This is a genomic window from Streptomyces sp. NPDC016845 (assembly GCF_044332585.1).
Taxonomy (GTDB): Bacteria; Actinomycetota; Actinomycetes; order Streptomycetales; family Streptomycetaceae; genus Streptomyces.
The window spans coordinates 163,583-178,364 of the sequence record NZ_JBIRPI010000010.1; the positions used below are offsets into that span (position 1 = coordinate 163,583).

At 72.2% G+C, this 14,782-nt stretch carries 11 protein-coding genes; 1 reads left to right on the forward strand and 10 read right to left on the reverse strand.

From position 1 onward, the window contains the following. Positions 1-11: 11 nt before the first annotated feature. The 4 genes from ACH4RC_RS24405 to ACH4RC_RS24420 all read right to left on the reverse strand — a co-directional run bounded on the left by ACH4RC_RS24405 (position 12) and on the right by ACH4RC_RS24420 (position 6,698). Complete coding sequence (locus tag ACH4RC_RS24405; protein WP_398204477.1) at positions 12-731, reverse strand: LuxR C-terminal-related transcriptional regulator; 720 nt, start codon at positions 729-731, stop codon at positions 12-14. Positions 732-978: 247 nt separating this feature from the next. Beyond that, on the reverse strand, positions 979-2,829 hold the full coding sequence (locus tag ACH4RC_RS24410; protein ID WP_398204480.1) for a PQQ-binding-like beta-propeller repeat protein: 1,851 nt from the start codon (positions 2,827-2,829) through the stop codon (positions 979-981). 59 nt (positions 2,830-2,888) lie between these two features. Next, entirely contained in the window at positions 2,889-4,688 is a 1,800-nt protein-coding gene (locus tag ACH4RC_RS24415; RefSeq protein WP_398204482.1) for a PQQ-binding-like beta-propeller repeat protein, read from the reverse strand. A 204-nt stretch (positions 4,689-4,892) separates the two neighbouring features. After that, positions 4,893-6,698 (reverse strand): ABC-F family ATP-binding cassette domain-containing protein, encoded by a 1,806-nt coding sequence (locus ACH4RC_RS24420; protein WP_398204484.1) that lies wholly within the window; start codon positions 6,696-6,698, stop codon positions 4,893-4,895. A 450-nt stretch (positions 6,699-7,148) separates the two neighbouring features. Between ACH4RC_RS24420 and ACH4RC_RS24425 the strand changes: the two genes are divergently transcribed. Beyond that, a complete protein-coding gene (locus ACH4RC_RS24425) occupies positions 7,149-7,952 on the forward strand; it encodes an acyl carrier protein (RefSeq protein WP_398204487.1) in 804 nt (267 codons plus the stop codon). A gap of 18 nt (positions 7,953-7,970) precedes the next feature. Here ACH4RC_RS24425 and ACH4RC_RS24430 read toward each other — a convergent pair whose 3' ends face one another. The 6 genes from ACH4RC_RS24430 to rsmI all read right to left on the reverse strand — a co-directional run bounded on the left by ACH4RC_RS24430 (position 7,971) and on the right by rsmI (position 14,701). After that, positions 7,971-8,870: a 4-(cytidine 5'-diphospho)-2-C-methyl-D-erythritol kinase gene (locus ACH4RC_RS24430; protein ID WP_398204489.1), complete on the reverse strand. Its 900-nt coding sequence runs from the start codon at positions 8,868-8,870 to the stop codon at positions 7,971-7,973. Then, entirely contained in the window at positions 8,867-9,739 is an 873-nt protein-coding gene (gene rsmA, locus ACH4RC_RS24435; RefSeq protein ID WP_398204491.1) for a 16S rRNA (adenine(1518)-N(6)/adenine(1519)-N(6))-dimethyltransferase RsmA, read from the reverse strand. Before rsmA ends, ACH4RC_RS24430 begins: the two co-directional genes overlap by 4 nt. Before the next feature lie 33 nt (positions 9,740-9,772). Beyond that, positions 9,773-10,921, reverse strand: coding sequence for a ubiquitin-like domain-containing protein (locus tag ACH4RC_RS24440; RefSeq protein ID WP_398204494.1), 1,149 nt, complete (start codon positions 10,919-10,921; stop codon positions 9,773-9,775). A gap of 1,280 nt (positions 10,922-12,201) precedes the next feature. Beyond that, complete coding sequence (locus ACH4RC_RS24445; RefSeq protein WP_398204497.1) at positions 12,202-13,086, reverse strand: TatD family hydrolase; 885 nt, start codon at positions 13,084-13,086, stop codon at positions 12,202-12,204. 23 nt (positions 13,087-13,109) lie between these two features. Beyond that, positions 13,110-13,592, reverse strand: a complete 483-nt coding sequence (locus tag ACH4RC_RS24450) for a hypothetical protein (RefSeq protein WP_398204499.1) — start codon at positions 13,590-13,592, stop codon at positions 13,110-13,112. Positions 13,593-13,789: 197 nt separating this feature from the next. Continuing rightward, complete coding sequence (rsmI, locus tag ACH4RC_RS24455) at positions 13,790-14,701, reverse strand: 16S rRNA (cytidine(1402)-2'-O)-methyltransferase (RefSeq protein ID WP_398204502.1); 912 nt, start codon at positions 14,699-14,701, stop codon at positions 13,790-13,792. Positions 14,702-14,782 lie beyond the last annotated feature (81 nt).

The following is a 14,782-nucleotide window of genomic DNA, read 5'->3' on the forward strand; positions in this document are numbered from 1 at the left end:
TCAACTGTAGCTCACGAGTCCGGTTCCGGCGAGTCCGGAGTGGGAGAGGTGGGGACGGGGGCCGGGATCGGGCCCGCCCTGTCCAGCAAGCCCGTGCGCGCCGCCAGGGCCGCCGCCTCCAGGCGGGAGCCGACGCCGAGTTTCATCAAAACGCGCTGGACGTGCGTGCGGGCCGTCGAGGGGGCGATGCCCATGCCGGCCGCGATGAGGCGGGTGTCCTCGCCGTCCGCGACGCGGACCAGGACCTCGACCTCGCGCGGCGTCAGCATCTGGAGCAGGCGCTGGCCCTCGTCGTCGGGCTGGGCGGCGGGGTTCAGCAACTCGCTGAACGCGCCCTGGAGGAGGGCCGGCGCCACCGCCGCCTCTCCTGCCCTGGCCTTCATGAGGGCCCGCTCGACACCCTCTATGCGCTCGTCATGACGTACGTAGCCGGAGGCGCCCGCGGCGAAGGCGGCGGCGATGCCGCGCGGGGACGGAACGGGGCCGAGGACCACGACCGCCACTTGGGGGCGCTCCTTCTTGATGCGGACCACCGGGTCGAAGGTGCCGGGCTCGGCCGGGGTCGCGGTGCCGATGAGGCAGACCTCGGGCGCCCGGGATATGACCAGTTCGGCGGCGCCCGCGGCGGGCGCCGCCGCGGCGAGCACCCGGTGCCCGCGCAGCTTGAGGGCCGAGGCGAGTGCCTCGGCGAGCAATCGGTGGTCGTCGACCACCATGAGCCGCACACCCATTGAGCAAACCCCCCAGTTCGCCCCAGAAGCTGACTATGGACTCCGGGGCCCCCCACGGACAGGCGAGCCCCCCGACTCTCCGTCCTCCTTCATCCCCCGGAAGCTACACGCTTGTTCGACGTTGCGCGCCCCCTACCGGTGAGATGCGGCCCGCATTGCTGAAATTCCGGCCTTCGCGTACGCGACGGCCCCGCCTCCCGATACGGGGCGCGGGGCCGTCAGGCGAGCAAAGCTCGTATTTCGTACGTTACTTGGCGGTGAAGCCGACCGCCGAGTACTGCTTGTCGTTCGACGAGTACCGCTCGCTGATGAGGTCCTCGGCCAGGAACAGGTGGCCGTTCCCGTACAGCATCTCGGACGACCTCGGGACCATGCGGCTCAGGACGTCGCGGACGGTCTGGGTCGCGGGGGTCTCCAGGAGCGTCGTCTGCTTGCCGCCCTTCGCGGCGATGGTGATGACCTGGGCGCCCTTGTCGTAGGGGCCGTCCTTGTACGCGAGGACGTTGCCGCCGTCCATCCGCAGCGGGAAGATCTCGTAGTCCGCCCCGCTGTCGAAGCGGTCACCGGTGAGCTGCCCGTCGGCGAGGTCGAACGACACGATCTCGTTGACCTGGTCGGTGCCGCTGCCGTCGTGCTGCTGGGAGGGCAGGTAGAGGCGGTCGTTGCCGACGACGACGCCCTTGCAGCCGTGCACCTCGCCGACCTCGCAGTCGACGTCGTACTTGTCCGGGTCGATGGAGATCTTGGCGCGCAGGCCGCCCTTGTCGTCGAGCGCGAACGCGTCGGTGTACTTGACCTCTTCGCCGAGCGCGACGCCGAAGACGACCGGCTTGCTGGAGAAGACCGAGAGGAGGTTGACGCTGCCGGCCTGGCCGGGGACCTTGTACGTCGACTTGGGCTTGCCGGAGGCCGGGTCGAGGACCTGGACCTCGTACGTCTCGGCGTCGAAGTCACCGCACTTGCGGACCGCGACGAGCTGCTCGCCGCCGCGGTAGCCGACGTCCTCGCAGCTGCCCTGCTGCGGCTTCCACAGCGACTTGCCGCTGGTGATGTCGAAGGCAGCGCCGCCGTCGTAGCCGCCGCCGACCGCCAGCGTGTTGCCGGTGATGGACAGCTCCTTGAAGGCGATCTTCTGGCCGCTCGACTCGACGCTGTTCGTCCACACCTTCTTACCGGTGTTGACGTCGAAGACCGTGATCTCGGTGCACTTGAAGTAGTCCTTCTCCTTCTTGCGCTTGCCGTCCTCGGAGAGCACGGCGGCGAGCCCGGCCTCCGTCACCTCGGGCGAGGCGCCGCAGGTCTGCCCGGAGAGCGGGAGGGTCCACTTCTTGGTGCCGGAGTCCGGCTCGTAGCCGATGAGTTCGCCGAGTCCGGACTTCACGTACGTGGAGTCGGTCAGCCACGATCCCTCGACGCTCCACACGGCGTCCTTGACCACGGCGGGCGCGGGCAGCTGGAAGGCGATGCTCGCGGCGGTGGAGCCGGGGACCTTCTCCTCGCCCGCGCCGCTCTCGGCGCCGCCGCCCTTGCCCTCGTCGCCGCCCTTGTCACCGCCGTCGGCGGAGTTGTTCTTGTCGTCCTTGCCGTCGTCGTCGGAGGAGCCGGCGTAGAGGATGCCGCCGCCGACGATGAGGGCGATCACCACGACGGCCGCGGTGATGATCCAGACGACGGGCGAGGGCTTCTTGCCGCCGCCTCCCGCCCCGGGCGCGGCCATCGGGGTGGTCGGCGGCTGCGGGTAGCCGTACTGCGGCTGCTGGCCGTAGGGCTGCGGTTGCTGGCCGTAGGGCTGCTGCGGCTGGCCGTACGGCGGCGGCTGCTGGCCGTACGCGGGTGTCGGCGGCTGCTGCTGCGGCGGCTGGGCCGGGTAGCCGTAGCCCGGGGCCGGAGCGCCCTGCGGCGGGGGCGGGGTCGGGGCGCCGAAGCCGCCGGGCGGGGGCGTGGTGGGCGCGCCGAAACCACCGGGGGCCGGGGGCTGAGGCTGCTGCGGCGGCTGCTGCGGCTGCTGCGGCTCAGGCTGCTTGCGGAAAGGGTCCTGCGGGGGCTGGTTCGGGGGCTGGTTCGGGGGCTGCTGCGGGGGTGGCGGCGGCTGTGTCATGGCGTGGGTACCTCGGTGCCTGGAGCGAGCGGGGACGGGAGAGAGAAGGAGCGTGCGGGTCAGTCGCCGTACGCCAGCATCAGCTTCTGCTGGCCCTTGGCGCTGCCGGACAGGCGGGTGGCGGACATGTAGAAGCGTCCGTCGCGCCAGGCGACGTCCGGCGAGGAGAAGCCGCTCTCGATCTCGGCGGTGCCCGCCGGGTTCTGCAGCAGCGTCTTCGGGGTGTGCGCGCCCGAGATCGGGACGGACACCACGCGGCCCGCGCTGCCGCTGTACGAGGCGCCCATGTACGCGACGACGGCGCCGTTCTCCGCCGTCAGCGGCTGCAGCGGCAGGTCGTCCGGCGACTTGACGCGCCAGCGCTCCTTGCCGCTGGTGAGGCTGATGGCGACGACCTCGTTCTGGCCGCCGGTCTCGCCCTGCGTCGGCATGTAGAGGGTGGAGGCGTCCGCGATCACGCCCGAGCAGCCGTCGACGTTCCGGGCCAGGGAGAAGATGCCGGAGCCGCCGCAGCGCGTGTCGAGGCCGTCGACGGAGACCTCGGCCTGCACGGCGCTGCTGTTGTTCCTGAAGGAGGCGATGTTGTACTTCTTGGCGTCCGTGTTCGTGCTGTACACGACCAGCGGGCTGACGGAGTACACGTTCCCGATGGACCAGTCCTTGGGGAACTTCTTGGTCCACAGGGCCTTTCCGGTCTCCGGGTCGAGCTGGCGCAGCTCCTCGTGCGCGTTGTCGCCGCCCGCCCCGCAGGAGGCGACGGAGAGCAGCTTGCTCTTGTCGCCGGTGTAGGCCTTGGGGAAGCAGTTGCTGCCGTACTCACTGACGACGAACTTCTTCTTCGCCCCGGTCTTCGCGTCCAGGGCCAGGCCCGACATCTCGCGGCCGACCATCAGGGTGTCGGTGCCGACGTAGGCCAGGGAGATGCTGGAGCCGGTGCCGTCGAAGAAGTCGTCCTTGTCCTCGCGCTCGGGGATCTTCGCGGTCCAGCCCTTGGCGCCGGTGGCGAGGTCGATCTCCTGGACCTGGTTGCAGTGCGCGCGGGAGGTGGTGCCGCTCATGTACGCGACGACGATCTTGCCCGCGTCGGACGGCGCCTTGGTGACGGAGCAGATCTTCTGCGGCAGGGTGATCGCGGGCCAACTGACCTTGCCGTCACCGGTGTCGTAACCCAGGATCTCCTTGTACGCGGCCTTGACCGCGACCTTGTCGGTGATCCACATGCCGGGGGCGTCGGCGCCGTCGCTGCCCACCTTGGGGGCGGTCTTGTACCAGAGGACCTTGGCCTCGCCGTCCTGGCGGCCCGCGTTGAGGTCCTCCTCGCCGCCGTGCCCGTCACCCTGCCCGTCACCCGGGTTGACCGGGGCGGACGCGGATGCCTTCGGGTCCTTGTTCTTGTCGGCGACGTCCTTCTTGCCGTCGTCACCGTCGTCATCGCCGACGACGGCGAACACCACGCCGCCCGCGACGACGAGGAGGGCGACGGCCGCGGCCGCGATCACCCACGTCCTGCCCTTGACGCCACCGCCGCCGCCGTTGCCGGAGCCGCCCGGCATGGCCGGGGGCTGCTGCGGCGGGTAGCCGTACTGCGGCTGCGGCTGCTGGCCGTAGGGGCCCGGCTGCTGCTGCGGGTAGCCGTACGGGCCCGGCTGCTGCTGCTGCCCGTAAGGGCCGGGCTGCCCGTAGGGGCCCGGCTGCTGCGGAGGCTGCCCGTACGGTCCGGGCTGCTGCTGCGGATATCCGTAGCCGGGCTGCGCCGGGGCGTTCTGCGGGGGCGGCGGACCTTGCGGGTTCTGCGGGTTCGATGGATCCTGCGGCGCTCCGAACCCGCCGGACGGCGGCCCGCTGGGCGGCTGAGTCATCAGCGCTCCCCCCTCTTTCACTGCTGATGTACCGGCACGCCTGGGTGTTTTCCGGACGTTCTCAAGGTGGTCACGGGGTGCGCTCAGGCCGCCCCCAGCCGCCCTTTCTATCACTCTGGACACGCATGCGAAGGGCCGGTCGACCCCCTGTTCCCAAGGGTGGACCGGCCCGTGATGCGTCTGTTACGCGCCTACACGCGGCCTTCACGCGTCATCGGCGAGTTCCAGCCAGCGCAGTTCCAAGTCCTCGCGTTCGGCCACCAGTTCGCGCAGCTCGGCGTCGAGTTTGGCGACCTTCTCGAAGTTTGTGGCGTTGTCGGCGATCTGCGTGTGCAGCGTGGACTCCTTGGAGGAGATCTTGTCCATCTGGCGCTCGATCTTCTGCAGCTCCTTCTTCGCGGCGCGGGCGTCGGCGGCCGACGGGCCGGACTTCGCGGCGGCGGGGGCGGCCACGGGCGCGGGCGACGCGGCCTCGATCATCCGCTGCCTGCGCTCCAGGTACTCCTCGATGCCGCGCGGCAGCATCCGCAGGGTGGCGTCGCCGAGCAGCGCGAACGTGTTGTCCGTGGTCCGCTCGATGAAGAAGCGGTCGTGGGAGATGACGATCATGGAGCCGGGCCAGCCGTCGAGGAGGTCCTCCAGCTGGGTCAGGGTCTCGATGTCGAGGTCGTTGGTCGGCTCGTCGAGGAAGAGGACGTTCGGCTCGTCCATGAGCAGGCGCAGGAGCTGCAGACGGCGCCGCTCGCCACCGGACAGGTCACCGACGGGCGTCCACTGCTTCTCCTTGCTGAACCCGAACTGCTCGCACAGCTGGCCCGCGGTCATCTCGCGGCCCTTGCCGAGGTCGACGCGGTCACGGATCTGCTGGACGGCCTCCAGGACGCGCAACGAGGCGGGCAGCTCGGTCACGTCCTGCGACAGGTAGGCGAGCCGGACCGTCTTGCCGACGACGATCCTTCCGGCGGCGGGCTGCTGCTCGCCCTGGGTGCGGGCGGCGTCCGCGAGGGCTCGCAGCAGGGACGTCTTGCCCGCGCCGTTCACACCGACCAGGCCGACGCGGTCGCCGGGGCCGAGGTGCCAGGTTAGGTGCTTGAGCAGCACCTTGGGTCCGGCCTGGACCGTCACGTCTTCGAGATCGAACACGGTCTTGCCGAGGCGGGCGTTGGCGAACCGCATCAGCTCGCTGGTGTCGCGGGGCGGCGGCACGTCGGCGATCAGTTCGTTGGCGGCCTCGATGCGGTAGCGGGGCTTGCTGGTGCGGGCCGGGGCGCCGCGGCGCAGCCACGCCAGCTCCTTGCGCATCAGGTTCTGGCGCTTGGTCTCCTCGGTCGCGGCGATGCGCTCACGCTCGGCGCGGGCGAACACGTAGTCCGAGTAGCCGCCCTCGTACTCGTAGACCGCGCCCTTCTGCACGTCCCACATGCGGGTGCAGACCTGGTCGAGGAACCAGCGGTCGTGCGTGACGCAGACGAGGGCGGAGCGGCGGGCCTGGAGGTGGCGGGCGAGCCAGGCGATGCCCTCCACGTCGAGGTGGTTGGTGGGCTCGTCGAGGATCAGCAGGTCAGGGTCGTCGATGAGCAGCTTCGCGAGGGCGATACGGCGGCGCTCGCCGCCGGAGAGCGGACCGATGACGGTGTCCAGGCCCTGGTCGAAGCCCGGCATGTCCAGGCCGCCGAAGAGGCCGGTCAGCACGTCCCTGATCTTGGCGTTGCCCGCCCACTCGTGGTCGGCGAGGTCGCCGATGACCTCGTGGCGCACGGTCGCCGCCGGGTCGAGGGAGTCGTGCTGTGTCAGCATGCCGAGGCGCAGGCCGCCGCTGTGCGTGACCCGTCCGGTGTCGGCCTCCTCCAGCTTGCCGAGCATCCGGATCAGGGTCGTCTTGCCGTCCCCGTTCCGCCCGACCACGCCGATCCGGTCGCCTTCCGATACGCCGAGGGAGACGCCGTCGAGCAGGGCCCTTGTGCCGTAGACCTTGGTGACGTTCTCGACGTTGACCAGATTGACTGCCATTTCGCTCCTGCCGCGGGGGTATCTGCCCTCCAGCGTAGTCGGGGTCGTGGGGTGGGCTTCGCGCCGCGGGGTCCGGGGCGGGCGTCGCCGGGCGCGGCGTTCGTCGTAGCTGGTCGCGCGGTTCCCCGCGCCCCTGCGATGCGCACCGCGTGCGCCCTCTCCGGGGAGGCGCGGCGAAGCCGCAGCCGCAAGGGGCGCGGGGAACGGCGCGACCAGCCACGACGCGTCCGCACCCGGCGACGCACGTCCGGCGCGAGTACCCCCGGCGACGTCCAGGTGAACACGGAACCGGGACAAATCCACCCCCTGCCACAGCCGCGTAACGGCGGCCCCGCACCACACAACTCCCACCCCGGGCACCCCGTCGAACAGGGTGCGTCGCACACCCGCGCCGCGGCGGAACCGGTACCGCCCGGCGCACATCCTCGGACCGACAAGGAAGTTCCGAACGTGCCTGCAAACGCCCTGCCGACGCGGCTCGCCGCCACCGCCGCCCTGCTGCTCGCGACCGGCGCCCTGACCGCGCCCGCCGCCTCCGCGGACCCCGCGCCCGGCGACCCGTACGTCATCGACGTGACCACCGACCCGGCCGGCACGGACTACGACCACCGCACCGTCGACGTCACGGGCACCGTCACCAAGGCCGACGGCACCCCGGCGCCGAACGTGCCCGTCACGGTCCAGGAGGTCGTCCAGTTCACGACCTGGAACCCGTGGGGCGACCCGATCGACCCCAACTACTACGAGCCCCGCGACCTGGGCATCCCGGTCACCGACGCGAACGGCAAGTTCACCGTCCCCGACGTCGAGATCGACCACACCACCAACAGCAGCCTGCTCAACGTCCAGCAGGACGTGCACATCACCGCCATGTGGGACGAGGACGGCGACCTCAACACCCCGCAGGACGGCTACTTCGACGAGACCACCGTGCACGCCACGGCCAAGCCGACCTCGGTCACGTACAAGGTCAACAAGAAGAAGGTGAAGAAGGGCGACATCCTCACCGTGCAGGGCAAGGTGACCGTGCCGCGCGGCGTCGACCCCGGGGACAACGAGGTCTTCCTGCAGACCTACTGGGAGGACCAGGACCGCGTCAACGTCACCACGGACGACGACGGCACCTTCGTGATGTCCGTACGGGTCCGCGCCGAGGACGACACCTTCGTGCTCCGCACGGCCACGCGTGATCTCTACGTGGCCGGCACGGAGACGACGCTGCCGATCACCAACACCTCGCTGCCCCGCACCTGACCACCTGCCGACGGCGCCTCATTCGGCGACGAGTGAGGCGCCCGGCGCGGGCGACGCCGCCACGCGCGCCGTCCGGCAGGTCCCGGAGGCGGTCAGCGCGGCGGCGATCCGGCGCGCGGCCGTCTCGTCCGCCGCCAGGAACGCGGTCGTCGGCCCGGAGCCGGAGACCAGCGCGGCCAGCGCCCCGGCCCCCGTACCCGCGTCGAGCGTGGCCTTCAGGGACGGGAAGAGGGAGAGCGCGGCGGGCTGGAGGTGGTTGGTGACGGTGGCCGCCAGGGCGGACGCGTCGCCGGTGCGGAGCGCCTCAAGGAGCGCCGGGGACGCGGCCGGTTCCGGCGCCTGCGGCGTCAGGCGGTCGAACTCCCGGTAGACGGCGGGGGTGGACAGGCCGCCGTCCGCCACCGCGAACACCCACCAGAACGTCCCGGTCACGTCCAGCGGTTCGAGCTTCTCGCCGCGGCCCGTGCCGAGCGCCGCCCCGCCCACCAGGCTGAACGGCACATCACTGCCCAACTCGGCGCAGATGTCGAGGAGTTCCTCGCGCGACGCCCCGGTCCCCCACAGCGCGTCGCAGGCCATGAGCGCGCCCGCCGCGTCCGCCGAGCCGCCCGCCATGCCGCCCGCGACGGGGATGTCCTTGGCGATGTGGATACGGATCTTTGGGTCGTCGCCGAGCCCGTGCCGCTCGGCGAGGGCGATGGCCGCGCGCGCCGCCAGGTTCGTACGGTCGAGGGGGACCTGGTCGGACCCGGGGCCCGTACAGGTGATCTCGAAGGCCGGGGCGGGCTCCACCGTGACCTCGTCGAACAGGCCGACCGCGAGGAAGACGTTGGCCAGGTCGTGGAAGCCGTCGGGGCGGGCGGCGCCGACCGCGAGCTGGACGTTGACCTTGGCGGGGACGCGTACGGTCACGCTCACGCGGCCGTCTCCTTGTGCTCGGCGATCCGGGCGAACTCCTCGACCGTCAGCGCCTCGCCGCGCGCCTGGGGCGAGACCCCGGCCGCGACGAGCGCCGCCTCGGCCGCGGCGGCCGAACCGGCCCATCCGGCGAGCGCGGCGCGCAGCGTCTTGCGGCGCTGGGCGAACGCCGCGTCGACGACCGCGAAGACCTCGTTCTTGGAGGCCGTCGTGGCGACCGGCTCGGCGCGGCGTACGAGGGAGACGAGGCCGCTGTCGACGTTCGGCGCGGGCCAGAAGACGTTGCGGCCGATGCTGCCCGCGCGCTTGACCTCGGCGTACCAGTTGGCCTTGACGGAGGGGACGCCGTAGACGCGGGAGCCGGGGCCCGCCGCGAGCCGGTCGGCGACCTCGGCCTGGACCATGACGAGGGTGCGTTCGATGGTCGGGAAGGTGTCGAGCATGTGCAGGAGGACCGGGACCGCCACGTTGTACGGGAGGTTCGCGACCAGGGCGGTCGGGGCCGGGCCCGGCAACGCGGTGACCTGCATCGCGTCCATGTTGACCAGGTCGAAGGCGTCCTTCTTGGCCGGGATGCGGGCCGCGACCGTGGCGGGCAGCGCGGCGGCGAGCGTGTCGTCGATCTCGACGGCGGTCACGTGCCGGGCCGCGTCGAGCAGCGCCAGGGTGAGCGAGCCGAGGCCCGGGCCGACCTCGACGACCACGTCGTCCGCGGTGACCTCCGCGGTGCGGACGATCCGGCGGACCGTGTTGGCGTCGATGACGAAGTTCTGGCCGCGCTGCTTGGTGGGGCGGACGCCGAGGGCGGCGGCCAGCTCGCGGATGTCGGCGGCGCCGAACAGGGGGCCTTGGGGGTCAGGGGTGCTCACCGTTCAAGGGTACGGGGCGGCGCCGCCCGGGGTTCACCCGTGCAGGCGGGGCCCGCAGTGCGGCCAGGGGCTGGTGCCGCGCCGCACGTACAGCTTCTTCGCCCGGTACGTCTGCTCGGCGGCGGGGGCGTCCTGTGGGTGGCCCGAGCCGCCGAGGCTCTGCCAGGTCTGCGTGTCGAACTGGTAGAGGCCGCCGTAGGTGCCGGTCGCGTCGGTGGCGGCGGGGCGGCCGCCGGACTCGCAGGCGGCCAGCGAGGACCAGTTCAGGGTGTCGGCGCCCGCCACGGAGCTGGGCAGCGGCCGCGTCCCGACCCGGATCATCTGCGTACGGGGTTCGCGCACCGTCTCCGCGCCCGCGCGGCGCGGCTTCTGCTTGACGCCGTTGACGGTGCGCAGCGCGTACGTGACCCGGCGCATGCCGGGCTCGCCGGCCTGGGTGACGACCTCGGTGCCCTGGAACAGGGCGGGGTCGTCGATGCGCTCGGTGGCGAACGGGACGATCTCCTCGCGGACCTCCTTCCCGCCGGTCACCCGCATCACGGTGATCGTCTGTCCGTCGCGGGGGAAGCTCCGCGCCGGTACGGAGGTGGTGTCCTGGCCACGCAGCCGGACCCCGGCGGCGTCGACGGCCTCGCCGACGGTCGCCGCGTTCGTGCGGATGGTGCGGCGGCGGCCGTCGGCCATGACGGTCACGCTCCGCTCGGTCCGTACGTCGAGGTCGAGGCCGTGGCGCTCGATGCGGCGGGAACGGGACACCGAGACGTACGCGCCCTCCGCCCGCACCCCGAGCTGTCTCAGCGCCCCGGCGACAGTCCGCTCGGTGGTCCACACCTGACGGCGCTGTCCGTCGAGGGTGAGCCGGACGGGGCGGCCGTAGCGGACGGCGATCTCGTCGCCGCTGGTCAGGGCGGTGGTGCGGCCCGGCGCCACGACGTCGTGGGCGCCGACGTCGACGCCCTCGTCCGCGAGCAGCTCGGTGACGTCGTCGGCGAAGGTGTGCAGCGTGCGCTCCTTGCCGTCGACGGTGAGCCGGATCGCCTTGTCGTCGGCCACGAACGCGGTGGTGCCTCCGGCCAGGAACGCGACCACCAGCGCCTGCGGCACGAGCCTTCGCAACGCCTCCGGCCGCTGCTCGGCCTTCCGCCGCCGCGCGGCCCTCCGAGCGGCGATCCGCCCGGTCACGGGCCGCGCTACGGGTTGGGGCGCCCGGGGTTGGGTCGTCCGCGGCGGGGGCGTTCGCTGCGCGGGCGTTGGCGGTGGGGGCGTTCGCTGCGGAGGCGTTCGCCGCGGGGGCGTTCGCTGCGGTGCGGGTTCGGCGGGGGTGGGCTGGCGGTTGTAGGTGTAGGCGGGGCGGTAGGTATCGCGGGCGGGGTAAGAGCCCGGCGCGTTGCGGGGATCGGGCCCGGCTGGGGGGTTGGGCCCGGCGTACGGATCGGACCCCGCGTATGGATCGGACCCGGCGTACGGATCGGACCCGGCATATGGATCGGGTCCGGCATATGGGTCGGGTCCGGCGTAGGAGCTTGGCCGGGTGTGCGCGCCGCGGGCGGCTTGAGGGGCGGGCGGGCCATATGCGTGGCGAGGGGCTTGAGGGGCCGGGGGGCTGTAGTTGCCGCGAGCGGCTTGAGAGGCGGGCGAGCCGTAGCCGCCGCGCGCGGCTTGCGGGGGCGGCTCGTGTGTGGCCGGCGAGGCGTAGGCGCCGCGCGCGGGTTGAGTAGCGGGCGAGTCATAGCCGTCACGCGCCGCGTGCGGGGCAGGTTCGTAGCCGCCGTGCGCGGGTTGAGTGGCGGGTGAGGCGTAGGCGCCGCGAGCGGCCTGAGCGCTGGACACCCCGTAACCGCCGCCCGCCGCCTGCGCGCTGGACACCCCGTAACCGCCGCCCGCCGCCTGCGGAGACGGCTCGAACCCGCGCGCGGGTTGCATGGTCGGCGAGCCGTAGGCGCCGCGACCAGCCTGAGGACGGGGCGAGCCGTAGGCGCCGCCAGCGGCCTGAGCGCTGGGCGGACCGTAACCGCCGTCCGCCGCCTGCGCGCTGGGCACCCCGTAACCGCCGCCCGCGGCCTGCGCGCCGTATGCGCTGTGTTCCGGAGCAACGGCGGGCGCGTCATATGTCTCGGGTGGGCCGTACTCGTTGTGCGGGTTCGAGCCCTCGGCCGCGTACGGGCTGTGGCCGGTCTCCTCCGGGTACCGGTGCGGCGGCGTCACTCGCGGGTCGGGGGCCGGTCCCGGAGGTCCTCCGTACCGGGCGGGCGGGATGTAAGGGCCGTACGTGTCCTCGTACGTCTCGTACGGCGTATTGCTCACACGACGCTCCAGGCGCTCCAGGGGTCCGGACCCCGGGCGGGGGCGGAACGGGCGAGCAGAACCTAGCGGAGGAGTGGTCACTCTCCAAAGCAGATTGGTTACTCAGTGTCGCTATGTCGTGTGTGCGTCGGCGAGTGAGCGCGGGGCGGCGTTATCGGTCAGTAATCGAATGCGCGGGCCGTGTTGGCGGAGACCGACGTGGCGAGGGTTTCCTCCGTGACGCCCTTGACCGCCGCCATCGCGCGCAGCGTGACCGGAATGAGATACGGCGCGTTGGGCCGTCCGCGGTACGGCGCCGGGGTCAGGAAGGGCGCGTCGGTCTCGACGAGGACCAGTTCGATGGGGGCGACGGCGAGCGCGTCGCGCAGCGGCTGCGCGTTCTTGAACGTCATGTTGCCCGCGAACGACATGAAGTAGCCGTTCGCGGCACAGACTTGGGCCATGGCGGCGTCGCCGGAGTAGCAGTGGAAGACGGTGCGTTCGGGCGCGCCCTCTTCCTTCAGGATGCGTAGCACATCCTCATGGGCCTCGCGGTCGTGGATGACGAGCGCCTTGCCGTGACGTTTGGCGATCTCGATGTGGGCGCGGAACGAGCGCTCCTGCGCCGCCTTGCCCTCCGGGCCCGTCCGGAAGTAGTCGAGGCCCGTCTCGCCCACGCCCTTGACCTGCGGGAGCGCGGCGAGCCGGTCGATCTCGGCGAGCGCCTCGTCGAGCCCGGTCTCGCCGAGCGGCTGGCGTGCACCCTGGCGGGACCATCCGTCGGGGTCGCCGTGGACGATGCGGGGCGCCTCGTTCGGGTGCAGGGCGACAGTGGCGTGCACGCGCGCGTGCTGCTCGGCCACGGACGCGGCCCAGCGCGATCCGGCCAGATCGCAGCCGACCTGCACCACGGTCGTCACGCCCACCGACGCCGCTTTGGCGAGGCCCTCCTCCACGGTGCCCGCCTGCATGTCCAGGTGGGTGTGGGAGTCGGCGACCTCCACCGCGAGCGGTGCGGGCAGCGGGGGCGGGGTGACGTCCTTGGCGGTGCGGTCGGAGCTCATGCCCCGATTTTACGAACCCGCGCTCACGCTTCTTTTTTGTGGTGCGCGAAGGGGTGCAGCAGGTCGGACAGGTGCCAGTGGTGGCGCTGCCTGTCCGCGGAGGACGCGGAGGACGCGGAGGACGCGGCGAGTGCCGGTGTTCCGGCCTCGGGCCCGGGGGCCTCCACCGGGCCCGCGGCCGGGGTCTCGTGACGGCGCGAGGGGTGCATCACGTTCTGCGCCGAGGAGACGCGCCCCGCCCGCATGATCCGCAGGACGTGCCCGTCGCAGTTCAGACAGGTGGGCCGGGTCAGCGGCGACGGCACCCGCTCCCCGCCCGCCACGTACTGCACGTACGGCGCGCCGTCCCCGTCGACGTGGTGCTCTATCTCGTACGACTGCTCCCAGCCGTGCCCGCACCGCATGCAGGCGAACGCGTACGACTCGTGGGCGATGGGTATCGCCGCGCCGCGGTTCGCGGGCGTTGCAGCTCCGGTCGACGTCCCGGGGACCCCGAACTCGCTCATGCCGACTCCTCTTGTCCGCTGGACAAGCGCTGCCCGTGGGCAGCGTGGGGACGGGTGCGTCCCTTCAACCAGTGGACGCCTCCGCCGGGCCGGGCGCAAAAGCCCTGCCGACTATTGGAGCCGATTTGGCCTTTCCCTGCCTGAACGGCCGTGACACCCGGTCTTCGCTTTGCTTTTCAGGTTAGTCCTTTACGCCCCTATGGGGTCTCCCGCGCCGCGTTCTTTGCCGCCACGACGGCATCGAATACGTCCCGTTTGGGTAGCCCGGCGTCCGCGGCGACGGCGGCGATCGCCTCCTTGCGCCGCTCCCCCGCCTCCTCGCGCACCCGCACCCTGCGCACCAGCTCATCGGGGGTGAGGTCGTCGCCGGACCTCTCCGGGGCACCTTCCACCACGACGGTGATCTCGCCCCGTACGCCGTCCGCGGCCCATTCGGCGAGCTCCTTCAGCGGACCGCGCTTCACTTCCTCGTACGTCTTGGTCAGCTCACGGCAGACGGCGGCGCGGCGGTCCTCGCCGAACGCCTCGACCATCGCGGCGAGCGTGTCGTCGAGGCGGTGCGGGGCCTCGAAGTAGACGAGGGTGCGGCGCTCGTCGGCGACGTCCTTGAGGCGGCTCAGCCGTTCGCCCGCCTTGCGCGGCAGGAACCCCTCGAAGCAGAACCGGTCCACGGGGAGCCCGGAGAGCGCGAGCGCGGTGAGCACGGCGGACGGACCGGGCACCGCGGTGACCCGGATGTCCCGCTCGACCGCGGCGGCGACGAGCCGGTAGCCAGGGTCGGAGACGGACGGCATGCCCGCGTCGGTGACGAGCAGCACGCGCGCGCCGCCCGCGAGGGCCTCGACCAGCTCCGGTGTGCGCGCGGCCTCGTTGCCCTCGAAGTAGGACACGACACGCCCGCCGACCTGCACGCCGAGCGCCTGCGTGAGCCGCTTCATGCGCCGGGTGTCCTCGGCGGCGACGACATCGGCGCCGGCCAGCTCCTGGGCGAGCCGCGGCGGCGCGTCGGAGACGTCGCCGATGGGGGTACCGGCGAGCACGAGCGTTCCGGCGGCGGCGGCAGAGCCGGCGGACCGGTCGGGCTGGGAAGAATCGGGGCTACCTGTCACCCTCCCATCCTCGCAGGCGGCCATGGCGGCCACGGCCGCCGAGTCGGGCCCGCGCACGGGACTCGCACAGCCCTGTTCCCT

Coding starts and splice junctions, on each gene's coding strand:
- ACH4RC_RS24405 (WP_398204477.1), bottom strand. CDS start 731: ATGGGTGTGCGGCTCATGGTGGTCGACGACCACCGATTGCTCGCCGAG.
- ACH4RC_RS24410 (WP_398204480.1), bottom strand. CDS start 2,829: ATGACACAGCCGCCGCCACCCCCGCAGCAGCCCCCGAACCAGCCCCCG.
- ACH4RC_RS24415 (WP_398204482.1), bottom strand. CDS start 4,688: ATGACTCAGCCGCCCAGCGGGCCGCCGTCCGGCGGGTTCGGAGCGCCG.
- ACH4RC_RS24420 (WP_398204484.1), bottom strand. CDS start 6,698: ATGGCAGTCAATCTGGTCAACGTCGAGAACGTCACCAAGGTCTACGGC.
- ACH4RC_RS24445 (WP_398204497.1), bottom strand. CDS start 13,086: ATGAGCTCCGACCGCACCGCCAAGGACGTCACCCCGCCCCCGCTGCCC.
- ACH4RC_RS24450 (WP_398204499.1), bottom strand. CDS start 13,592: ATGAGCGAGTTCGGGGTCCCCGGGACGTCGACCGGAGCTGCAACGCCC.